19 protein-coding genes are annotated in these 20,875 nt (G+C 69.3%); 11 read left to right on the top strand and 8 right to left on the bottom strand.

Features of this window, described 5'->3' with window-relative positions; all coding sequences use genetic code 11:
* Window positions 1-26: 26 nt before the first annotated feature.
* Window positions 27-620 carry an alpha-ketoglutarate-dependent dioxygenase AlkB gene (locus EG799_RS10150; RefSeq protein ID WP_234029116.1) on the bottom strand — a complete coding sequence of 198 codons (594 nt, stop codon included), beginning with the start codon at window positions 618-620 and terminating at the stop codon, window positions 27-29.
* On the opposite strand from EG799_RS10150, the gene EG799_RS10145 reads away from it, so the two are divergent.
* From EG799_RS10145 to EG799_RS10110, 8 genes are all read left to right on the top strand, one after another.
* Window positions 619-1,035, top strand: coding sequence for a secondary thiamine-phosphate synthase enzyme YjbQ (locus EG799_RS10145; RefSeq protein WP_123880849.1), 417 nt, complete (start codon window positions 619-621; stop codon window positions 1,033-1,035). The genes EG799_RS10150 and EG799_RS10145 overlap by 2 nt on opposite strands.
* Window positions 1,036-1,071: 36 nt before the next feature.
* Entirely contained in the window at window positions 1,072-1,872 is an 801-nt protein-coding gene (locus EG799_RS10140) for a transglutaminase-like domain-containing protein (protein ID WP_123880847.1), read from the top strand.
* 105 nt (window positions 1,873-1,977) lie between these two features.
* On the top strand, window positions 1,978-3,408 hold the full coding sequence (zwf, locus tag EG799_RS10135) for a glucose-6-phosphate dehydrogenase (RefSeq protein ID WP_123880845.1): 1,431 nt from the start codon (window positions 1,978-1,980) through the stop codon (window positions 3,406-3,408).
* Window positions 3,409-3,435: 27 nt separating this feature from the next.
* On the top strand, window positions 3,436-5,250 hold the full coding sequence (edd, locus tag EG799_RS10130) for a phosphogluconate dehydratase (protein ID WP_123880843.1): 1,815 nt from the start codon (window positions 3,436-3,438) through the stop codon (window positions 5,248-5,250).
* Between the two features lie 16 nt (window positions 5,251-5,266).
* Window positions 5,267-6,256, top strand: a complete 990-nt coding sequence (locus EG799_RS10125; protein ID WP_123880841.1) for a glucokinase — start codon at window positions 5,267-5,269, stop codon at window positions 6,254-6,256.
* 5 nt (window positions 6,257-6,261) lie between these two features.
* Window positions 6,262-6,873 (top strand): bifunctional 4-hydroxy-2-oxoglutarate aldolase/2-dehydro-3-deoxy-phosphogluconate aldolase, encoded by a 612-nt coding sequence (gene eda, locus EG799_RS10120; RefSeq protein WP_123880839.1) that lies wholly within the window; start codon window positions 6,262-6,264, stop codon window positions 6,871-6,873.
* Window positions 6,870-9,644 carry a phosphoenolpyruvate carboxylase gene (locus tag EG799_RS10115; RefSeq protein ID WP_123880837.1) on the top strand — a complete coding sequence of 925 codons (2,775 nt, stop codon included), beginning with the start codon at window positions 6,870-6,872 and terminating at the stop codon, window positions 9,642-9,644. The genes eda and EG799_RS10115 overlap by 4 nt, the downstream gene beginning before the upstream one ends.
* Window positions 9,645-9,714: 70 nt before the next feature.
* The gene (locus EG799_RS10110; protein ID WP_234029115.1) at window positions 9,715-10,446 is read left to right on the top strand and encodes a L,D-transpeptidase family protein; all 732 of its coding nucleotides are present in this window, start codon (window positions 9,715-9,717) and stop codon (window positions 10,444-10,446) included.
* Here EG799_RS10110 and tilS read toward each other — a convergent pair.
* The 5 genes from tilS to EG799_RS10085 all read right to left on the bottom strand — a co-directional run bounded on the left by tilS (window position 10,443) and on the right by EG799_RS10085 (window position 16,104).
* Window positions 10,443-11,453 carry a tRNA lysidine(34) synthetase TilS gene (tilS, locus tag EG799_RS10105; protein WP_234029114.1) on the bottom strand — a complete coding sequence of 337 codons (1,011 nt, stop codon included), beginning with the start codon at window positions 11,451-11,453 and terminating at the stop codon, window positions 10,443-10,445. The two genes, EG799_RS10110 and tilS, sit on opposite strands and share 4 nt — an antisense overlap.
* Window positions 11,428-12,450 carry a tetratricopeptide repeat protein gene (locus tag EG799_RS10100; RefSeq protein WP_234029113.1) on the bottom strand — a complete coding sequence of 341 codons (1,023 nt, stop codon included), beginning with the start codon at window positions 12,448-12,450 and terminating at the stop codon, window positions 11,428-11,430. Before EG799_RS10100 ends, tilS begins: the two co-directional genes overlap by 26 nt.
* A gap of 99 nt (window positions 12,451-12,549) precedes the next feature.
* On the bottom strand, window positions 12,550-13,473 hold the full coding sequence (locus tag EG799_RS10095; protein ID WP_234029112.1) for a helix-turn-helix domain-containing protein: 924 nt from the start codon (window positions 13,471-13,473) through the stop codon (window positions 12,550-12,552).
* Between the two features lie 104 nt (window positions 13,474-13,577).
* Window positions 13,578-15,851, bottom strand: a complete 2,274-nt coding sequence (gene ptsP / locus EG799_RS10090; protein WP_123880833.1) for a phosphoenolpyruvate--protein phosphotransferase — start codon at window positions 15,849-15,851, stop codon at window positions 13,578-13,580.
* A gap of 97 nt (window positions 15,852-15,948) precedes the next feature.
* Window positions 15,949-16,104 (bottom strand): YdcH family protein, encoded by a 156-nt coding sequence (locus tag EG799_RS10085; protein ID WP_123880831.1) that lies wholly within the window; start codon window positions 16,102-16,104, stop codon window positions 15,949-15,951.
* Window positions 16,105-16,279: 175 nt separating this feature from the next.
* Here EG799_RS10085 and EG799_RS10080 point away from each other — a divergent pair, with 175 nt between their 5' ends.
* Entirely contained in the window at window positions 16,280-16,477 is a 198-nt protein-coding gene (locus EG799_RS10080; RefSeq protein WP_123880829.1) for a YdcH family protein, read from the top strand.
* A gap of 128 nt (window positions 16,478-16,605) precedes the next feature.
* A complete protein-coding gene (locus EG799_RS10075; RefSeq protein ID WP_123880827.1) occupies window positions 16,606-17,082 on the top strand; it encodes a DUF1465 family protein in 477 nt (158 codons plus the stop codon).
* 7 nt (window positions 17,083-17,089) lie between these two features.
* Here EG799_RS10075 and EG799_RS10070 read toward each other — a convergent pair whose 3' ends face one another.
* A complete protein-coding gene (locus EG799_RS10070) occupies window positions 17,090-18,553 on the bottom strand; it encodes a glycerol kinase (protein ID WP_123880825.1) in 1,464 nt (487 codons plus the stop codon).
* Window positions 18,554-18,612: 59 nt separating this feature from the next.
* On the opposite strand from EG799_RS10070, the gene EG799_RS10065 reads away from it, so the two are divergent.
* On the top strand, window positions 18,613-19,497 hold the full coding sequence (locus EG799_RS10065) for an MBL fold metallo-hydrolase (protein WP_123880823.1): 885 nt from the start codon (window positions 18,613-18,615) through the stop codon (window positions 19,495-19,497).
* On the opposite strand, the gene EG799_RS10060 is transcribed toward EG799_RS10065, so the two are convergent.
* Window positions 19,494-20,741, bottom strand: coding sequence for an MFS transporter (locus EG799_RS10060; RefSeq protein ID WP_123880821.1), 1,248 nt, complete (start codon window positions 20,739-20,741; stop codon window positions 19,494-19,496). The two genes, EG799_RS10065 and EG799_RS10060, sit on opposite strands and share 4 nt — an antisense overlap.
* Window positions 20,742-20,875: the final 134 nt, after the last annotated feature.

Below are 20,875 nucleotides of genomic sequence, written 5' to 3'. Positions count from 1 at the left end.
TGCCCGATCGCCCCGGCCCGCAAGCCCTATCGCATCGTCCGGAACGTCACGCTGCGGCGCGTTTGCGCCATCGGTGCGATGGAGTGTTCCCACAGTTCGCGCACCTCGCCCGACAGGCGGTAGAGCGCGCGCGGCTCGAGCGGGACGGCGCGGCGGGCGAAGCCGTCGCCCTGCGCGCGGCGGCGGCGCAGGCGCAGGGTGGCCGGCGCGGTCAGCGACAGGCCGACGACCTCGCCATATTGCGGGCGATCGCGGTGCCAGCCGATGCCCGCGCCCGGATCGTAGCGGATGACCAGCGCCTGCACGAGCGCGTGCGGTTCGAGCCCGGCGAGCGGGGCCAGCCGCTCCCGCAGCGCGGCGAGCCATGCGGGCAGCGGCGGCGCGGGTGTCACCTGTCCGCGCTGGTAATCGTAGGCCGAACCGTAGCTGGCGGTCAGGCGCTTGCCCTCCCACTGGCCGAAGCGGAACGGGGCGAGCGGGGCGGCGTCGATCCGCCGCTCCAGCTCGTGCGCGAGATGGGGGGGCACGGCATTTTCCACCACCGTCAGGCCGGGGATGGCGGGGCCGGGATCGCCGAAGAGGTCGTGCTGGATGGCCATCGCCGCTATATAGGGTGCCATGCGACAGGATCAGGCCCGCTTCGACATCGCCACGAACGGCAAGGCGCTCTACGAATTCACCGACCGCGCGCAGGCGTTCGTCGCGGCCGGCGGGATCGCCACCGGCCTGCTCACCGTGTTCTGCCGGCATACGAGCGCCAGCCTGCTGATCACCGAGAACGCCGCCGACGCGGTGCAGCGCGACCTGCTGTGCTGGCTCGACCGGGCGGTGCCCGAAGGCCCGCAATACGAGCACGATGCCGAGGGGCCGGACGACATGCCCGCGCATATCCGCACCATGCTGACGGGCGCCTCGCTGGCGGTGCCGGTGGCGGGCGGGCGGATGCTGCTAGGCACCTGGCAGGGTCTCTACCTCGCCGAACACCGCGCCCGCCCGCACCGGCGCGAGGTGGTGGCACATTTAATCGGCGAATGACGAAACCATGCGGGGCGTGCGCTCGTTAGGCGCACCATGCCCATAGACATTACCGCGAAATTCGATTTCCACCTCGAAAACCCGACCGACATCCTCCTCCAGTTCGAAGCGGCCGCCATTCCCGAACAGGAGATCGTCGGTTGCGAGACAAAGCTGCCGCGCGCGATGCACACCGCGCGCGTGCCGGCGCACAACAGCATCGGAGAGCGCATCTGGGTGCGCGCGCAGGGCGACTATCACGTCGAATACACCGCGCGCGTCGACGTCAGGCGGATGCTGACGGACCTGTGCGATCTCGACCGGCTCGACCCGCACGACCTGCCGGGGGAGACGGTCGAGTACCTGTTCGATTCGCGCTATTGCCAGGCGGACCGGATGCAGAGCTTCGTGCAGGACGAGTTCGGCCACCTCGCGGGCGGCGAGCAGATCGTCGCCATGCGCGACTGGATCGCGGAGCATTTCGACTACGTGCCAGGCGCCAGCAACGCGACCACCACGGCGCTTGACAGCTTCGTGGAACGGCGCGGGATCTGCCGCGACTATGCCCACGTGATGATCTGCTTCGCGCGCGCGGCGACGATCCCGGCGCGCTTCGTGAGCTGCTATGCCCCCGGCGTGGAACCGCCCGACTTCCACGCGGTCGCCGAGGTGTTCCTCGCCGACAAGACGACGCCGGGCGGCGGGGCGTGGTACATCGTCGACCCGACCGGGATGGCCGATCCCGACACCACCGCGAAGATCGGCATCGGGCGCGACGCCGCCGACGTCAGCTTCCTCACCAGTTTCGGCCTGGCGGAGTTCCGCGACAAGACCGTTAGCGTCACCCGGAGCGGTTGAGACGCAATATTTGCATACGAATGTCGGGTCCGCCCTATTGCGATGCAACACATGCCGTCTAGAACGGGGCCGAACGAGCCCCGCGGGGCGCGACAGGGATATTCGATGACGCAAAAGGCCAAGACCCTCCTGCTGTTCGGCGCGACCGGCGATCTGTCGAAGCGGATGCTGCTGCCGTCGCTGTGCGCGCTCGACGCGGACGACCTGCTGGAGCCGGAGCTGAAGATCATCGGCACGGCGCGTTCCGAGCTCAGCGACGGGGAGTTCCGCAACTTCGCCCGCGACGCGGTGGAGAAGTTCCTCCCCGCCCACCGGCGCGGCGGGATGGCCGATTTCCTCAACCGGCTGAGCTACCAGTCGCTCGACGTCACCACGCCCGAGGGATACCGCGAACTGGCGGCCCGCGTGGGCGAGGACCGGGAGATCGCCATCTTCCTCTCGACCGCTCCGAGCCTGTTCGAACCGACCATCCGCGGGCTGGGCGCGGCGGGGTTGGCGGGCGCACGCTCGCGCATCAGCCTGGAAAAACCGCTCGGGACCGACCTCGCCAGCAGCCGGTCGATCAACGACGCGGTGGCGGCCGCCTTTCCCGAAAGCCGCATCTTCCGCATCGACCATTATCTGGGCAAGGAGACGGTGCAGAACCTCATCGCGCTGCGCTTTGCCAACATCCTGTTCGAACCGCTGTGGAACGCCCAGCATATCGAGCACGTCCAGATCACCGTGGCCGAGACGGTGGGGCTGGAGGACCGCGTCGATTTCTACGACGATGCCGGGGCGCTGCGCGACATGGTGCAGAACCACATGCTGCAACTGCTCTCGCTAGTCGCGATGGAGCCGCCCAGCAGCTTCGATGCGGGGGCGGTGCGCGACGAGAAGGTGAAGGTGCTGCGCGCCCTGCGGCAGGTGCGGGCGGACGAGAGCGTGACCGGTCAGTACAGCGGCGGGGGGGTCGATGGCGAAATCGTGCCCGGCTACGACGAGGAGCTGGGCCGCGACAGCGATACCGAGACCTTCGTGGCGCTGAAGGCCCATATCGACAACTGGCGCTGGCAGGGCGTGCCCTTCTACCTGCGCACCGGCAAGCGCCTGCCCGAACGCGTCACGGAAATCGTGGTGCAGTTTCGCTGCGTTCCCCACTCGATCTTCCCCGGCGCGCGGCTCCGGCAGAACCGGCTGGTGATCGGCATCCAGCCGCAGGAGAACATCACCTTGTCGCTGATGGCCAAGGTGCCGGGCATCGAGCACGAGGGCATGACGCTGCGCGAGGTGCCGCTGGACATCCGCATGCCCGACGCCTTTACCGGCAAGCACAAGCGCATCGCCTACGAACGCCTGCTGCTCGACCTGATCGGCGGCGACCAGACCCTGTTCGTGCGGCGCGACGAGGTGGAGGCGCAGTGGCAGTGGATCGACGCGGTCCGCGAAAGCTGGGCAAGCGAGGGCAAGACGCCCCGCACCTACAGTGCCGGCAGCTGGGGGCCGAGCACCGCGATCGCACTGACCGAACGCGACGGAGTGACATGGCATGAATAGAGGCAACGCAAATCGAGAGGACCGTTCGTGACCACCCTTCACCCCGCCATCGAGCGCGTTACCGACCGGATCATCGAGCGTTCGAAGGACAGCCGGCAGCGCTATCTCGACCTCATCCGACGCGAGGCCGACAACCAGCCCGATCACAAGTCGGTCAGCTGTTCCAACCTCGCCCATGCCTTTGCCGGGGCGCAGGAGGATCAGGAGGCGCTGAAGACCGGACGCGGCCCGAACATCGGCATCGTCACCGCCTATAACGACATGCTTTCCGCGCATCAGCCCTACGGTCGCTACCCCGAACGGCTGAAGGTGTACGCCCGCGCCGTGGGTGCCACCTGCCAGGTGGCCGGCGGCACGCCGGCGATGTGCGACGGGGTGACGCAGGGCGAGATGGGCATGGAGCTTTCGCTGTTCAGTCGCGACACCATCGCGCTGGCCACCGCGGTCGCGCTCAGCCATGCGATGTATGACGGGATGCTCCTGCTGGGCATCTGCGACAAGATCGTGCCCGGCCTGCTGATCGGCGCACTGCGCTTCGGCCATCTTCCGGCCGTGTTCGTGCCCAGCGGGCCGATGCCCACCGGCGTTTCCAACAAGGAAAAGCAGCGTGTCCGCCAGCTTTACGCGGAGGGCAAGGCGACGCGCGCCGAACTGCTCGACAGCGAGCTGGGCAGCTATCACTCGCCCGGAACCTGCACCTTCTTCGGCACCGCCAATTCCAACCAGATGATGATGGAGATGATGGGGCTTCACGTTCCCGGCGCGGCCTTCATCCAGCCCGGCACCAGGCTGCGCCAGGCGTTCGACAGGGCGGCGGTGGAGCGGGTCGTGGCGATGAACCGGGGCGGCAACGACTATCGCCCGCTGGGGCACTGCGTGGACGAGAAGGCGATCGTCAACGCCGCGGTCGGCCTGCTGGCGACGGGCGGATCGACCAATCACGCGATCCACATCCCGGCCTTCGCGCGGGCCGCCGGCATCCGCATCGACTGGACCGACCTTTCCGAACTGAGCCACGCGGTGCCGCTGCTGGCGCGCGTCTATCCCAACGGTTCGGGCGATGTGAACCACTTCCACGATGCGGGCGGGATGGGCTACGTGATCCGCCAGCTGCTCGATGCCGGACTTGCCCATGCCGACGTGATGGGCGTGGCCGAGGAACGGGGGCTCGACGGTCATGGCCGCGAGCCGTGGCTCGACGAGGAAACGCTCGCCTGGCGCGAGGTCGGCGAGAGCGGCGATGCCGAGATGCTGCGCCCCGCCAGCGACCCGTTCCAGCCCGATGGCGGAATGCGGCTGGTGGAGGGCAATCTGGGGCGGGCGTGCTTCAAGTCGAGCGCGGTCGAGCAGAGCCGCTGGACGATCGAGGCGCCGTGCCGGGTGTTCTCCACACAGAAGCAGGTGGCCGACGCCTTCGCCGCCGGCGAACTCGACCGCGACGTGGTGGTGGTCGTGCGTTTCCAAGGGCCGAAGGCGAACGGGATGCCCGAACTGCACAAGCTGACCCCGGCGCTGGGAGTGCTGCAGGATCGCGGATACCGCGTCGCGCTGGTGACGGACGGGCGCATGTCGGGCGCCAGCGGCAAGGTGCCCTGCGCCATCCATTGCAGTCCGGAAGCACTGGGCGGCGGGCCGCTTTCGCTGTTGCGGGACGGCGACGTGGTGCGCGTGTCAGCCGACGACGGCACGCTCACCACCACCGCCGACCTGTTGGGCCGCACGCCCGCACCCGATCCCGAACCGGACATGGGCACGGGCCGCGAACTGTTCGCCATGTTCCGCGCCTTCGCCGACGAGGCCGAGAAGGGCGGCAGCGCGATGCTCGCGACGGCGGGGCTGTGATGCCGGAGGCACCGCGATGACCGATCTCGTCACCGTCGATATCGGCGGCACCCACGCCCGCTTCGCCATCGCCAGCAGCCATTCGGACGGATCGATCACGCTGGACGAGCCGATCACGCTCCATACCGAGGATCACGCCAGCTTCCAGACGGCGTGGGAGGATTACCGCGAACGCAAGGGCGGCTCGCTGCCCCCGCACGTCGCCATGGCCATCGCCGGGCCGGTGGGCACGGTGGACAGGCCCGTGGAAGTCATCCGCTTCACCAACAATCCGTGGATCATCCGCCCCTCGCGCATCGCCGACAAGCTAGGGGTCGATACCTACCGACTGGTCAACGATTTCGAGGCGGTGGCCTATGCCGTCGCACGCGCGCCGGCGGACCAGTTCGTGCATGTCACCGGGCCGGATACCGAGCTGCCCGCCGCCGGAACGCTCAGCGTGCTCGGCCCCGGCACCGGCCTCGGCGTCGCGCATCTGTGGCGTGACGGAAAGGGCTTCGTCCACGTCCAGGCGACCGAGGGCGGGCATGTCGATTTCGCCCCGCTCGACCCGATCGAGGACGCCATCCTCGCGCGGCTGCGCAAGCGGCACAACCGCGTCTCGGCGGAGCGGGTGGTGTCCGGCCCCGCGATTTCCGACATCTACGCGACGCTCGCTGCGCTCGAACATCGCAGCGTGACGGAAAGGGACGACGTGGCGATCTGGACCGCCGGCATGGACGGCACCGACAGCCTCGCCGCCGCTGCGGTCGACCGCTTCTGCCTGTCGCTGGGCGCGGTGGCGGGCGATACCGCGCTGGCGCAGGGCGCGGCGGGCGTGGTGATCGCCGGCGGGCTGGGGGCGCGGCTGCGCGACCACCTGCCGAAATCCGGCTTTGCCGAGCGCTTTACCGCCAAGGGCCGCTTCGCCGGCCTGATGGCGGGGCTGCCGGTCAAGCTCATCACCCATCCGCAGCCCGGCCTGTTCGGCGCGGCGGCTGCCTATTGCGACGAATTCGAAAGGTAATTGCGATGACCCATATCGGCGACCTCATGCGGATGGCGCCGGTCATCCCCGTGCTGGTGATCGACGACCTGGACGAAGCGAAACCGCTGGCCGAGGCGCTGGTGGCGGGCGGCCTCAGGGTGCTCGAGGTGACGCTGCGCACCGAATGCGCGCCCGATGCCATGCGCGCCATGGCCGAGGTCGAGGGCGCCATCGTCGGCGCGGGCACGGTCAACACCGCCGCCGATTTCGAAACGGCGAAGGCGGCGGGCGCGCAGTTCATCGTCTCGCCCGGCCTGACGCCATCGGTCGCGGACGCCGTGACACAGGCGGGCCTGCCCTTCCTTCCCGGCGTCGCCACTGCGGGCGACATCATGCGCGGGCTGGAAATGGGGCTGGATCACTTCAAGTTCTTCCCCGCCGTGGCCGCGGGCGGGGTGCCGGCGCTCAAGGCGCTCGCCGCGCCCTTCGCCGGGTGCCGCTTCTGCCCCACCGGCGGTGTCGGCGCCGACAACGCGCGCGAATGGCTCGCCATCGAACAGGTGCTGTGCGTGGGCGGCAGCTGGGTCGCTCCGCGCGGCGGCGAGCCGGAGTGGATCACCCGGCTGGCCCGGGAAGCGTGCGGGCTGACGGCATGAAGACCGTCGACGAGCTTCTCGCCCGCCTCGCCGACCTGCACGGCCGGACGGCGGAAACGCCGATGTTCAACCCGGTGTTCCAGCTGTCGCTGGATCTGTCGCGCAAGCTGGAAGGCGGCGAGATGACCCTCGACCAGATCGAGGCGCTGATCGCCGAGCTGGAGGTGGACGCGCTGGAGGAACGCGCCGCGCGCCTGGCCCGCATGGTCGAGCCGATGGATGTCGACGCCAATTCCGCCGACCTGGCCGGCGCGTTCGAGGAAGGCGATTTCGCCACCTTCGCGAAACGCTGGCAAAGCCCGCAGCTCCACGCCGTGTTCACCGCGCACCCGACCTTCCTGCTGACGCCCGGACAGTCCGACGCGGTGGCCGAGGCGGCCTCGGGCGACGGCACGATCGACGCTGCCTGCGTGGGGCAGGAACGGCCCGACATCACCCTGCCCTACGAGCACGAGCGGGCCATGCGGGCCATCGGTCATGCCCAGGGCGCGCGCGACGCCATCGTCGGACAGATCCTCGATCACGCCCGGCGGACCTGGCCGGACGAGTGGCACGCACTCGCTCCGCTGCCGTTCCGCTTCGCCACCTGGGTCGGCTACGACATGGACGGGCGAACCGACATCACGTGGTCCGCCTCCATCGGCTTTCGCCTGGCCGAGAAGGCCGAGCGGCTCGCCCGCTACGTCGCGGCTCTGCGCGATATCGACGCCGATCACGCGCTGCTGGGCGAACTCGTGCCCGCCGCCGATTACGCCGCCGAACGGGCGGAGGATTTCGCCGGCGACCTGACCGACCCCGCCGCCCTGTCGGTCGCCGCCAACCGCCTGACCGCCAGCGATCCGCGCAAGCTGCTCTCGCTCGCCCGCTATATCGACGCGCTGGAGGACGAGGCCCGGGGGAGCGAGGACGGCGCGCGCGCCGTGCGGCTCAAGACGCTGGCCGCCGCCATGCGCGCCGACGGCCTTGGCATGGGGTGGATCCATTTCCGCGTGAACGCCAAGCAGCTGCACAACGCCATCCGCCGCCGGCTCGACCCCGAGGGCAATCTCGACCTCGCCAGCAAGGGTGCCGTCGTGCATCTGCGCCGGGCCATCGCCGACGTCACCCCACGCGCCAGCAATTTCGGCGCGCTGGCGATCGAGGCGAGCACCGCCATCCGGCAATTCCTGGCGATGGCGCAGATCCTTCGGCACGTCGACGCCGACGCGCCGATCCGGATGCTGATCGCCGAATGCGAGGAACCCGCGACCGTGCTGGCCGCGCTTTACTTCGCCAAGCTGTTCGGGATCGAGGACAAGGTCGATGTCTCGCCCCTGTTCGAGACGGAAACCGCGCTGGAACACGGCGGCCGCCTGCTCGACGAATTGCTGGCCGAGGAGGTATATCAGGATTACGCGCGGCGGCGCGGCCGCGTGGCGATCCAGACGGGCTTTTCCGACGCCGGGCGTTTCGTCGGGCAGGTGCCCGCCAGCCTCGCCATCGAGCGGTTGCAGGGCCGCCTGGCGGGGGCGATGGCGGCGAACGGCCTGACCGGGGCCGCCGCGCTGATCTTCAACACGCACGGCGAGAGCATGGGGCGCGGCGCGCATCCCACGAATTTCCGCGACCGGCTGGAATGGCCGCTGTCCCCCTGGGCGCGGCGCCGCTTCGCGCGCGCCGGCATCGCGCTCGAACCGGAAGTCAGCTTCCAGGGCGGCGACGGCTATCTGTGGTTCGCCACGCCCGACCTCGCCCGCGCCACGCTGACGCGCATCGCTGCGCTGCGCCCGGCGGAAACCGATCCCGACGCGCCGGTCGATCCGTTCTATCGCCGCACCGATCTCAGCCTGGACTTCTACCGCGCGGTGAAGGAGGAGCAGCGCGATCACCTGGAAAGCCGCACCTACAGCCGGGCGATCACCGCCTTCGGGCTGGGCCTGCTCAATTCCACCGGCAGCCGGGTCAGCCGCCGCCAGTCCGACCTGTCGGCGGACCGCGAGATGTCGCTGCGCCAGATTCGCGCCATTCCGCACAATTCCATCCTCCAGCAACTCGGCTTTCCGGTGAACGTGATATCCGGCATCGGCCACGCGGCAGAGGGCAGTTACGAGGAAATCGGCCAGCTTCTGTCCGAAAGCCCGCGCGGACGGCAGTTGATGCGTCTCGCCCGCTCCGCCAATGCGCTCGCCAGTGTGAAGACGGTCGCCGCCTATGGCGAGCTGTTCAATTCCGCCTACTGGGCGAGCCGCCCCTATCGCGGCACCGAAAGCCACCTCGCCCCGGCGTGCGAGGCGCTGAGCGAATATCTGGTCAAGGACGACCGCGTCGGCACCTTCCGCCGCCTTGCCAGCCGGTTGCGCGTTGACGTGATGAAGTTCCACCGGCTGATGGACTTCGTGCCCGACGACGCGCCCACGCCCGATCGCGAGGACAAGCGACGCATGATCGGCGTGCTCCAGGCGCTGCGGCTAGCCTTGCTGCAAACCATGTTCATCCGCGCCGTCAGCGTGCCGGTGTTCAGCCGCGCCAACGACGTGTCGCGCGACGACGTGCTGGAGATGGTCTTCACCCTGCGGGTGGACGAGGCGCTGGCGCAGTTGCGGCGCGCCTACCCGGTCAGCTTCCCACGCATCGACCGCTTCGATCTGACCGAGCAAACCGACTGGCCCGATGGCGCGGACGAGGGATACGAGGCGATTCATCGCGACTTCATCGGCCCGATCGAGCGCGCCCATGCCCTGTCCCTGAGGATCAGCACGGCCATCGCCAATATCTTTGGCGCGCACGGATAGCGCGTCTCGCAACGGGACGCGGGCGGGCGCGGGGCTGGATTTACGTCGCACGCGCGCGCATCCTCTAAGCATGGATTCGGGCTTCAAGTTGATCGCCGGGCTGACGCTGGGCGTGGTGGCGACTATCGGCACGACGCTGGTCGCCGGGCGCTCGCTGCACGCGCAGGACGTGATGGATGGCTGGCTGACGAGCGAGGACGTGCTCGCCGGCGACAGCGGGGTTACGGCCGGTGACCGCGCAACCGCGACCACCGCCGCTCCGGAGGACGGCGCCGACCCCGTGCCGGCGGAGCAGCGTACCGCGATACAGCCGAAATCCGATTCCGCCCGCGACGATCCCTTCGTCATCAAGCGTATCCTGCCGATCGACGGCCCCATTCGCTACGGCGAATGGCACTGGGACGATGCCGGCGTGCCCGACGGTCCGCTGCGCGTGACGGTGGACCTTGAAGCGCGCACCATCAGCGTCTTTCAGGGTGGCTACGAGATCGGCGCCGCCGCCGCGCTGCTCGGCACGCCCGATCATCCCACGCCCACGGGAGTCTTTCCGATCCTGACCAAGGAACGGCACAATGTCAGCGAGAAGTACAACAACGCGCCGATGCCCTGGACGCTGCGGCTGACCTGGGACGGGGTGGCGATCCACGGCGGATCGACGGTGCAACTGGGATATGCCAGTCACGGCTGCATCGGCGTGCCGGACGCATTCGTCAGCCGGCTCTACGATATCGCCGAGGTGGGCGATGTCGTCATCATCACCGATGGGCAACGCGCCGGCGTGGGATCGTCGCTGGCGAGCTAGGCTCTCCTGCGCGGCGGTTCGGGGGTGAATCGCAGATATGCCCCGCCCGCCCGCTCCACCCGTTCGGCGACGACACCAGCGAGGTTCGCGCGGTTGCCGGCCACGATCGCGGTGTCGAGCTCGGCCACCGCGCCGCCGCGCGCCCGCCCGCCAAATTCGGCCAGCGCCCGAGCAATCAACCGCAACCGTACGAGGCGTGCGGCGTGAAGGCGGACCAGGAGCGCCCCGCCCTCCCGCTCTCCCTGTTCCCCGCCGTCCCCTTCGCCCTCGCGGAAGCTGTGCGATTGCCAGTGCGTTTCGGCCACGAAAGCCAGCGCTTCGTCGGCTTCCGCGAGAAGCTGCGCCGATTTCGCGACGGCCAGCGGATCGAGCCAGGGCGCTGCGGCTAGCGCGCGGCGGATGCGCGCGCGGTCGTAGCGTTCGTCCGCGTTCGATGGGTCGCTCGCCGCTTCCTGCCCGGCCTCGCGCAGGACCGAATGCAGTTCCTCGCGGCGAAAATGCAGGAGGGGTCGGATGAGCAGCACGGCACCGTCGGCGATCGACCGCGCCTCGCGCACCCCCGCCAGACCGGCTACGCCGCTACCGCGACCAAGCCGCATCAGGAGCGTTTCGGCCTGGTCGTCGGCGTGGTGCGCGGTCGCGAGGACAGCAAGATCGCGGCGGATCGCCCATTCGCTCAGCGCCGCATAGCGGGCCTCGCGCGCGCCGGCCTGAACGTTGCCGTCGCCCACGTCGACGCGAAGCACCTCGCATGGCACGCCGCGCCCGGCGCAGGCCCGCACGACCAGTGCGCATTCGTCCGCCGACTCCGGGCGCAGACCGTGATCGACCGTCGCCACCTCGAACATGCCCGGCATCGCCTCGCATGCGAGCAGCAGCATCGCCATGGAATCCGGCCCGCCGCTGACCGCAAGGCCGATGCGCTTCCCCTCCGCGCCGAGCCGGTCGAGAGCGACTCCAAACCGCTCGACCAGCGCCGGATCAGGAGCAGTCGACGCGGCTTCCAAGATTGTCATACATGGTCTGCAGCCGGCCCACGGCCAGCGCCGGGTAGGTGTCGCCGAATTCGGCGAGCGCGATGCAGGCGCGGCGGGTATCGCCCAGCTCGATCATCGATTCGGCCAGGAAAAGCAGGCTGTCGGGCGCGCGGGCTGCGGTCTTGTCGGCCTGGTAATTGTCGAAGAAGTGCGTCGCCGCGGCGCGCGCATCGCCCGCATCGAGGAACGCCCTGCCGAGCAGATTACGCCCGTAGGAGATCATCGGATGGTTCGGATACCGCTCCACGAACAGCGCCAGCTGCTGCTGCGCCTCGGGATAGAAGCCGGCATCCCACAGGCGGAAGCCATAGGTGTATTCGTCCTCCCCGGCATCCCCCGTCGCGGGCTTCGCGATGGCCTGCACGGCGGCGACGCGCTCTGGCGAGGGGCCGGCGGCGGGCGGAGCGGGCGGCGCGGGGTTGGCGGCGGGCAGTTCGCCCCGGCCGCTGCCGCCCTCGCCCGGCACCGGAATCCGGCCCGTAGGCTGGCGCGGCGTGGCGGTGTTGGCGGCAACCCCACCGGCGGCAAGGCCGGCATCGGCGGCCAGCGCTTCCAGCGCATCGAGCCGCGCGGAAATGGTCGAGAGTGCGTTCTCGTTCACCTCGGTCGCCGCGGTCAGGCGGGCAAGCTGCGTCTCGATCGCGTTCAGCCGCTCCAGCACATCGGTCAGCGCGGTGGTGCCGACTTCTGGCGTGGTCGTCTGCTGCGGGCGCTGTTCGGGGCGGATTTCCGGTTCGAAATACCGCTCGTCACCGCCCGGAAACACCGCGCGCTGGAGCGCCTGGATCTGCTGTTCGAGCCGATCGATCCGGCGACTGTCCTGCGCCGCGGCGGGCGCGGCGCCGAGGCCCAGCGCCAGCATGGCGGCCAGCGCGCCGTGCGCGGCCCTGCGCCGCAGGGCGTTGCGGATCGGGGGGAAGAGGGTCTTGCTGTCCATCGCCAGCGGGGTCTCCTTGGGGTTGGTCATGGCTGACGCCATTGCCACAAAGCGCCAAGATAGAGGATTAACCACGCCGCGAAAGCCGGGGCGAGGCATTTATGCACCGCGCCGCGCCCGCGCCGGGGATCAGGTGGCGGGCGTCGGCGAAGCCGCCGGCAAGGCGGGCGCGGAAGGCGCGGGCGCGGCGTTCGGCTCGCCCTGCCCCACGGCTGAACCTGCGCCTGCACCTGCACCGGACCCGCCGCGGGCCAGCAACGCCTCTGCCGTCACCGGCACGTCGGAGACGGTTTCCAGCTCGTTCGAGATCTTGCGCACCTCGCGCCCGCCGATGGTGATGGCAAGCAGATCGGGCCGGCCGGTCAGAAGCTGCGGTCCGTTCGCGTCGCTGGGCACGGTGTAGGTATCGCCCTCGCTCAGCGTCTGCTCGCTCAGCACGCGGCCCTGCGCGTCGTAGAAGCGGACCCAGGCATCGCCCTGCGCGGTGAACACGACATCGCCGGTCGCGTCGACCGGCTCCGCCTGCTGCTGCTCCCGCTCGCGCTGCGCGGCGAGTTGCGCGGCCCGCTCCGCCTCCTCCTGCTCGACCAGCGAGGGCAGGTCGGCGGCGGGTGCGAACAGGACGCGCGCGGCGAAGAAGATGCCCACGGCAAGCAGGATGATCGCGAACAGCGAGAACCACACCAGCCGCCCGCCGGGGGAGCGGTTGGGATCGCCCGGCTCGAACGTGCCCGCGCGGTTGGCGCCATAGCGCTCGGACGGGCGCTCGACGTTCATCTCCTCGCGCACCATGGCGGCGACGTCGGCGGTATCGAGGCCCACGGTCTTGGCGTAGGTCTTGGCGAAGCCGACGGCGTAGGTGCGGCCCGGGAGCGCGTCGAACTCGCCCGCCTCGATATGTTCGAGATGGCGTTCGGAAATACGCGTCTCGGCGGCCACCTGGTCTATCGTGAGGCCGCGACGCTCGCGCGCGGCGCGCAGCTGGGGGCCGACGCCGGCGGCCGCGGTGTCCGGCATCGCTGCGTCGTCTTCGTGAATCGTATCGTCGGTCATTGCCGCTCCGGCTGGGAAGGGATGTCGGTTGCGTGCCCCGTTGCGTTGACGAGGGAAGCCACGCCGCCCCGCGTCTCGTCAAGGCCCTATACCAACATATGCGGTTATTCGACCTCGATTTCGCGAGCTTCGGCCCAGGCCTGCAATTCGGCGCGCAGATCCTCCGGCGGATTGGCGAGCCAGCCCGACATCGCCTCGGTGATCTCGCGCGTGTCGACCTTGCGCACCAGTTCCTTGATCCGGCCCACGCTGGCCGGCGTGATCGAGAGGCGGCGGATGCCGATGCCCAGCAGCGCCAGCGCCTCCAGCCGGCGTCCGCCCATCTCGCCGCAGACGCCCAGATCGATCTTGTACCCCACGCAGGACTGCACCACGCGGCGCAGGAACCGCAGGATCGAGGGGCTGAGCCAGTCGTAGCGTTCGGCGAGCATGGGGTTGGCCCGGTCGGCGGCGAACAGGAACTGGGTCAGGTCGTTGGTGCCGATGGAAACGAAGGACAGGCGCGGCAGCAGCAGGTCCAGCGTTTCCGCCAGCGACGGCACTTCCAGCATCACGCCGTAGCGGATCGCGTTGGGCAGCGGGTGCTTGTGCTGCTTGAGGAAGGCGATCTGGCTGGTGAATACCTCCTTTGCGGCGTCGAACTCCCAGGGTTCGGAAACCATCGGGAACATCACGTTGAGGTCACGCCCCGCCGCGCCTTCCAGCAGCGCGCGCGCCTGCACCTTCATCAGCCCCTCGCGCTCCAGCGCCAGGCGCAGGGCGCGCCAGCCCATCGCCGGGTTCTCGTCCTCCTTGGCGACGTCGCTGCGCAGATAGGGCAGCGACTTGTCGCCGCCGATATCGACGGTGCGGAAGATCACCGTCTTGCGCCCCGCCGTGTCCAGCACGTCGCGATAGAGGCGCGCCTGCCGCTCGCGCTGGGGCAACTGGGCGGAAACGAGGAACTGGAATTCGGTGCGGTAGAGGCCGATTCCGTCCGCGCCCGTCACCTGCAGCATCGCGACATCGTCGCGCAGGCCGGCGTTCATCATCACCTCGATCCGCTCCCCGTCGCGGGTGAACGGCTCGACGTCGCGAAGCCTGGCATAGCTCGCCTCGCGCCGCTTGCTGGCGGTGACGCGCGCCTCGAACGCATCGAGCACGCCGTGACCCGGACGCATCGTCACCGTGCCGGCGTCGCCATCGACGAGCAGAGTGTCCCCGTCGCGCACCAGCCCGCGAAGGTTGCGGATGCGGCCGACCACCGGCACCCCCATCGCCCGCGCCACGATCACGACGTGGGCGGTGAGCGACCCCTGTTCGAGCACCACGCCCTTCAGCCGCCGCTTGTCGTATTCGAGCAGTTCGGCCGGCCCGAGATTCTTGGCGACGAGGATCGTGTCCTTCGTCAGCCCTTTTTGCGCCGCGGTGCCGAGCTGGCCCGACACGATGCGGATGAGCCGGTTGGCGAGATCTTCCAGATCGTGCATCCGGTCCTGCAACAGCGGATCGGAAATCTCGCGCATTCGCATCCTGGTGCGTTGCTGCACCCGCTCGATCGCGGCCTCCGCCGTCAGGCCGGAATCGATCGCCTCGTTGATGCGCCTTGCCCAGCCCTCGTCATAGGCGAACATCTTGTAGGTTTCGAGCACCTGCTCGTGCTCTCCGCCCACGCCGAATTCGGCCTGGTTCGACATCTGGTCGATCTGTTCGCGCATCCGGTCGAAGGCGAGATAGACGCGCTGGCGCTCGGCCTCGGTATCCTCGGCCACGGTCTGTTCGATGGTGACGCGCGGCTGGTGAAACACGGCCTGCCCGATGGCGAGGCCCTTCACCAGTTTCAGGCCGGTGACGACCTCTGTTCCGGTGCGCGCCTCGCTGTCCTCGTCGAGCGCCTCGGCATCGACCATACCGGCATTGTTGATGAGTTCGGCCAGCACCATCGCGACCGTCTGCAGGGCGACGATCTCCACCTCGGCGTAACGGCGCGGTTCGGTGTGCTGCACGGTCAGCACGCCCACCGCGCGTTCGCGCCGGACGATGGGCACGCCGGCGAAGGAGTGGAACTTCTCTTCCCCGGTTTCGGGCCGGTACTGGAATTCGGGATGGGTCGCCGCCTCGTCGAGGTTCAGCGTCTCGATGTTCTGCGCGATGGTGCCGGTCAGCCCCTCGCCCACGCCCAGCCGGGTGACGTGGACGGCGGCCTGGTTCAGCCCGCGCGTGGCGTACAGTTCCAGCATCCCCTCGCGCAGGAGGTAGATCGAGCAGACCTCGCTATCGAGCTCCTCCCCGATGATCTCGACCACCTGGTTGAGCTTGGCCTGCGCATGGGTGCGCGCCGCCATCGTCTCCTGCAGGCGGATGAGGATGGAGCGCGCGGCGGTGGAGGAAACGGCCATGCCGCGGGCCTATAGCACATCGGGAATTTTGCCAATGCGCCGGCACCTGCCCGGCCGCGCCGGGGCGAGGCGGGGCGGGACCGGCGCCGGGGGCGCGTCAACTGCGGGCGATGGCCTCCTTCACCGCCAGCTTCTGCTTCTTGATTGCCTGGATCGTCGCTGCGTCGGGGACCGGTCGGCTCATTTCGTCCTTCAGCCGCCGTTCGAGGCCGCGGTGCTTGGACTGGAGGGCCGATGCATGCGAGGATTCCATATGCGAGTCTCCTTTGCGTAAGGTGCCGGAACGCGATCCGGCTGTTCCCGCGGCGACTCGCCTGTGCGGACGAGCGCCGCGATTGTCATCAAACCATAATATCCCTAATCGACCAAACCCGCAGGCGACGAACCGACGCCAGCGGACGACGGGCACGAAAGCGGGTCGGCGGGACATGACCGAAGAAGAAATGCGCAAGCGTCTGGCCATGCTGAAGGTCGAGCACCGCGATCTCGACATCGCCATCGCCGCGCTCGTCGAAACGGGCGGTCCGGACCAGTTGCAGGTCGCCCGGCTGAAGAAGCGCAAGCTATCGCTGAGGGACCAGATGGCGATCATCGAGGATTACCTGACGCCCGACATCATCGCGTGACGGCGGGCAAGCAAGTGCAAAGCCGGCCGCACGATTATTTCGTGCTGCAACGGGACATCATCCGAAACCGGGGAAAATTAACCATCCGGGGAATGGATCGCCGCCCGTCGGCGGGTTAGCCCCGCCGCATGTCGAAACCCGTCACCATCAGTCCTGCCATCATCGAGACGCTGTACGAGGAAGCGCTGGTGCTGGCCGGTGCGTCACGCGCGGCGTTCCTGCGCGGCGAGGACGATGATGACGGTACGCCCGGAGAAATATCGCCCGCCGCCTGCGACCGGCGCGTCGCCATGAGCTGCGAGGCGCTGCGCACCACGACGCGGATGATGCACGCCATCGCCTGGCTGCTCAACCAGCGAGCCTATCACTCGGGCCAGATCACCGAGTTCCAGCTGCGGCGCCACGGCCGCCTGCCGCCAGCGCAGCCCGAGGGCGATCCGCGGCAACTGGCCATGCTCGATGGCGAGATGCGCGCCCTGGTTGACCGGACGCGCGCGCTCTACGCCCGTGTGGAACGGCTCGACCGGGCGTGGCGCGCCCGCTTCGCGATGCAGCCGAGCGCGGTGCATCGCCTGCGCGACCGGCTGGGAACGGCCTTCGGGTAGAGCGGCGTCAGACCTTCGCCAGCGCCGCTCCCCAATGCCGCAGCCGCTGCGCGCGCACATCCCCTGCCATGCCCGGTTCGAAGCGGCGGCCCGGACCGATCATGGCCGCGGCTGCCTGCTCCAGCGTATCGTGCAAGCCGCAGCCGACCGCCGCGAGCATCGCCGCGCCGAGCGCGGTCGTCTCGACGAAATCGGGGCGCGTCACGGGCAGGTCGAGCAGGTCCGCGATGTCCTGCGCCATCCAGTCGTTCGCGGCCATGCCCCCATCGATCCTGAGCCCTGTCCATGCGCAACTGTCCGCGGCAAAGGCCCCGGCCAGATCGCGTGTCTGGTGCGCCATCGCCTCCAGCGCCGCGCGGGCGATGTGCGCGCGGCCGGTATCGAAGCCCAGCCCGGCGATGATCCCGCGCGCGTCCGGCCGCCAGTGCGGTGCGCCGAGGCCCGTCAGCGCGGGCACGATCACCACTCCGCCATTGTCGGGAACGGAGCGGGCCAGCGCCTCGGTTTCGCCGGCGCTGGCGATCAGGCCGAGGGTGTCGCGCAAATACTGGACGAGGCTGCCGGCCACGAACACCGAGCCTTCCAGCGCGTATCGCCGCGTGCCGTCGCGCTGGGTCAGCACGGTGCCGAGCAGGCGGTTACCGGATGTCGGCGGGGTGTCGCCCTGATTGGTGAGGATGAATGCGCCGGTGCCGTAGGTCGCCTTGGTCTCGCCCGGCGCCAGGCACCCCTGCCCGACGGTCGCTGCCTGTTGATCGCCGAGCATGCCGGTAATGGGGATGGTGCGAGCGAACCACGCATCATCCGCCTCGCCGAGCGACCCGTGCGTATCGACCACCTGAGGCAGGGCGCTTTTCGGAACTCCGAAAAGGTCACACAGACCCTGGTCGAAGACATTACCCCCAAGCGGCAGCAGCGAGGTCCGGCTGGCATTGCTGGCGTCGGTCATGCTCGCACCCGCCGTCAGTTTGAAGGCGAGCCAGCTCTCCACCGTACCCAGCCGCAACGTGCCCCGCTGCGCCGCGCCGCGCACCGCCTCGTCGCGCTCTATCAGCCACGCCATCTTCGTGGCGGAGAAATACGGGTCGAGAACGAGCCCGGTCATGCGCTGGACGCGCGGTTCCTCACCCGCCGCGCGCAACCTGTCGCAAACGTCGGCGGTACGCCGATCCTGCCACACGATCGCGCGCGCCAGTGGCTTATGCGTGTGCACATCCCACGCGACCACCGTCTCGCGCTGGTTGGTGATGCCGATGCACGCGATTCGCCCGGCATCCTCGCCCGCAACCTCGCGTGCGCAAGCCAGTGTCTTGTCCCAGATTTCGCCTGCATCGTGTTCGACCCAGCCGGGGCGCGGATAGTGCTGGGTCAGCTCCGCCTGAGCGATGCGTTCGACCTTGCCGTCGAGGCCGAACAGCATCGCGCGGGTCGAGGTCGTGCCCGCATCCAGCACCAGTATCATATCGTCCATCGCTCGCCCTTCTCCCGCGCGGCGTGACATGCGCCAGCCCGGCCCCCATATGCAACCCCATGGCAGGACCGCCCCTGAAACCCTGGCCCACCGGCACGATAGAGCGTATCGAACCGCTGGTCGCGCGGGTGCTGGCCCCCAACCCCTCGCCCTTCACCTATACCGGGACGCAGACCTATCTCGTGGGGAGCGAGGGCGGAATGGCGGTGATCGATCCCGGCCCCGACGATCCGCGCCATCTCGCCGCGCTAGAGACGGCGATCGGCGACGCATCCGTGACCGCAATCATGTGCACGCACACTCACCGCGACCACTCGCCCGCAGCCGCGCCGCTGGCCGCCGCGACCGGCGCCCCCGTCATCGGCTGCGCGCCGCTCGTGATCGAGAGCGACATGCCACGCGCCGATGCGCCGTTCGACACCGCCTACGCCCCCGACCGCGTGCTCGCCGATGGGGAGGCGGTATCGGGCGAAGGCTGGACGCTGCGCGCCGTCCATACGCCGGGCCACACCTCCAACCATCTGTGCTTCGCGCTGGAGGAAACCGGTGCGCTGTTCACCGGCGATCACGTCATGGGCTGGTCGACCAGCGTGGTGGTGCCGCCCGATGGCGACATGGGCGCCTATCTAACCAGCCTGCAACGCCTGTACGAGCGCGCGCAGGACCGCGTCTACTACCCCGCCCACGGGCCGGCGGTGACGAAGCCGCGCCAGCTGGTGCGCGGAATGCTCGGCCATCGCCGCGCGCGCGAGCGGCAGATCGGCAAGCTGCTGCGCGAGGAGCCGCGCTCCATCGGCGACATGGTGCCGGTGATGTATGCCGGCATCGACACCGCGCTGTGGCCTGCCGCCGGGCAGAGCGTGCTGGCGCATCTCATCGACATGGAGCGGCGCGGAGAGGTCTCGCGCGAGGGCGAAATCTGGGCGATGACCGAGAACGGCTAGCGGCGGGCGCGGCGCACTGGCCGCGCCATGCCTTCCGTGGTCTCGACGATCGCGGCCATCGCAGTGGTGCGCGGCAGGGTGCGGAAGGTCTGCTGGTCCTTGCTCGGCACCGGCTCGCTCGTCGCCATGCGCCAGCCGGCGAAGCCCGCCCCCGCCAGCGCAATGAGGCCGATGGCGGCGAACAGTCCCTGCGGCCCCATCGCGCCCATGCCCGCGGTGCCCCAGAGCGGTCCGGCCGCCGCGCCGACCGAATAGACCAGAACCAGTCCGCTGCTCGCCCCGACGCGTTCGTCCTCTCCCAGATGATCGTTGGTATGCGCCACGCAGAGCGGATAGAGCGCGAAGGCGAACCCGCCGAACAGCGCGCCGAGCGCGAAGATCGCGCCCGGTCTCGCCACCAGCGAAAGCAGCAGGCACACGGCGAAGGCTGCGACGAAGCACGCCGCGATCACCCGCCGCCGGTCGAACCGGTCGGACAGCAATCCCAGCGGATATTGCAGCGCCACGCCGCCGGTGATGACGCAGGAGGCGAACAGTGCCACCTGCGACAGGCCGAAGCCGCTCCTCTGCGCGAAGACCGGGCCGAGCGCGTAGAATGCGCCGAGCATCACCCCCGTCGCCAGCGATCCCACCGCGCCCAGCGGGGAACTGTCGTAGAGGCGCCGCACCGGAAACGGGCGGAACGGATCCAGCACCGGCTGGTCGATGCGGGTTAGCACGACCGGCAGGCTGGCCAGCGAGAGCAGGATGGCCGACGCCATGAAGGGCAGCGCCGGGCCGTTGTCGCCGAGGTTCAGCAGGAACTGCCCGACCGCCTGCCCGGCGTAGAGCGCGACCATGTAGGCGGCCAGCACTGCGCTGCGGTTGCGTGCATTCGCCAGCCGGTTTAGCCAGCTTTCGAGGCATACGAACACGCCCGACATCACGAAGCCATCGATGAAGCGCAGGCCCGTCCAGAGCGCCGGATTGTCGAGGATGGCGTAGGTCAGGCTGGTGGCCGAATAGATCGCCACGAAAGCGGCGAAGGCGCGAATATGGCCGATGCGGGCAATCAGTTGAGGGACCCGCAGTGCGCCCACGGTCAGGCCGGCGAAATAGGCGGTCGCCACCAGACCGATCCAGAACGAACCGGCCCCCGCCTGCTCCAGCCGGATGGCGATCAGCGTGGACAGGAATCCGCTCCCCGCCATCAGCATGAAAATGGCGAGCAGGATCGTGCGTACGGAGCGGAAGGTGGCAAGCATGGCGGGCGCGCCTACACGCGGCGATTCCGATTCGCCAGCGGTGTGTGCGCCCCCGGTCGCAGATGCAGCTCCGCTGGCCGGGAAGGCCCCCGGATCCGCCGAGTCGCAAGCGGCGGCGCAACCCCGGTTCGCGC

It is taken from the genome of Aurantiacibacter spongiae (assembly GCF_003815535.1).
Lineage (GTDB): Bacteria > Pseudomonadota > Alphaproteobacteria > Sphingomonadales > Sphingomonadaceae > Alteraurantiacibacter > Alteraurantiacibacter spongiae.
This window is presented reverse-complemented; position numbering and strand designations above follow the sequence as displayed.

What these genes read in the sequence shown, in the direction of transcription:
- EG799_RS10145 (WP_123880849.1), top strand. Translation starts at nt 619, where the DNA reads ATGCGACAGGATCAGGCCCGCTTCGACATCGCCACGAACGGCAAGGCG.
- EG799_RS10150 (WP_234029116.1), bottom strand. Translation starts at nt 620, where the DNA reads ATGGCACCCTATATAGCGGCGATGGCCATCCAGCACGACCTCTTCGGC.
- EG799_RS10140 (WP_123880847.1), top strand. Translation starts at nt 1,072, where the DNA reads ATGCCCATAGACATTACCGCGAAATTCGATTTCCACCTCGAAAACCCG.
- zwf (WP_123880845.1), top strand. Translation starts at nt 1,978, where the DNA reads ATGACGCAAAAGGCCAAGACCCTCCTGCTGTTCGGCGCGACCGGCGAT.
- EG799_RS10125 (WP_123880841.1), top strand. Translation starts at nt 5,267, where the DNA reads ATGACCGATCTCGTCACCGTCGATATCGGCGGCACCCACGCCCGCTTC.
- eda (WP_123880839.1), top strand. Translation starts at nt 6,262, where the DNA reads ATGACCCATATCGGCGACCTCATGCGGATGGCGCCGGTCATCCCCGTG.
- EG799_RS10115 (WP_123880837.1), top strand. Translation starts at nt 6,870, where the DNA reads ATGAAGACCGTCGACGAGCTTCTCGCCCGCCTCGCCGACCTGCACGGC.
- EG799_RS10110 (WP_234029115.1), top strand. Translation starts at nt 9,715, where the DNA reads ATGGATTCGGGCTTCAAGTTGATCGCCGGGCTGACGCTGGGCGTGGTG.
- EG799_RS10100 (WP_234029113.1), bottom strand. Translation starts at nt 12,450, where the DNA reads ATGACCAACCCCAAGGAGACCCCGCTGGCGATGGACAGCAAGACCCTC.
- EG799_RS10095 (WP_234029112.1), bottom strand. Translation starts at nt 13,473, where the DNA reads ATGACCGACGATACGATTCACGAAGACGACGCAGCGATGCCGGACACC.
- ptsP (WP_123880833.1), bottom strand. Translation starts at nt 15,851, where the DNA reads ATGGCCGTTTCCTCCACCGCCGCGCGCTCCATCCTCATCCGCCTGCAG.
- EG799_RS10085 (WP_123880831.1), bottom strand. Translation starts at nt 16,104, where the DNA reads ATGGAATCCTCGCATGCATCGGCCCTCCAGTCCAAGCACCGCGGCCTC.
- EG799_RS10080 (WP_123880829.1), top strand. Translation starts at nt 16,280, where the DNA reads ATGACCGAAGAAGAAATGCGCAAGCGTCTGGCCATGCTGAAGGTCGAG.
- EG799_RS10075 (WP_123880827.1), top strand. Translation starts at nt 16,606, where the DNA reads ATGTCGAAACCCGTCACCATCAGTCCTGCCATCATCGAGACGCTGTAC.
- EG799_RS10070 (WP_123880825.1), bottom strand. Translation starts at nt 18,553, where the DNA reads ATGGACGATATGATACTGGTGCTGGATGCGGGCACGACCTCGACCCGC.
- EG799_RS10065 (WP_123880823.1), top strand. Translation starts at nt 18,613, where the DNA reads ATGGCAGGACCGCCCCTGAAACCCTGGCCCACCGGCACGATAGAGCGT.
- EG799_RS10060 (WP_123880821.1), bottom strand. Translation starts at nt 20,741, where the DNA reads ATGCTTGCCACCTTCCGCTCCGTACGCACGATCCTGCTCGCCATTTTC.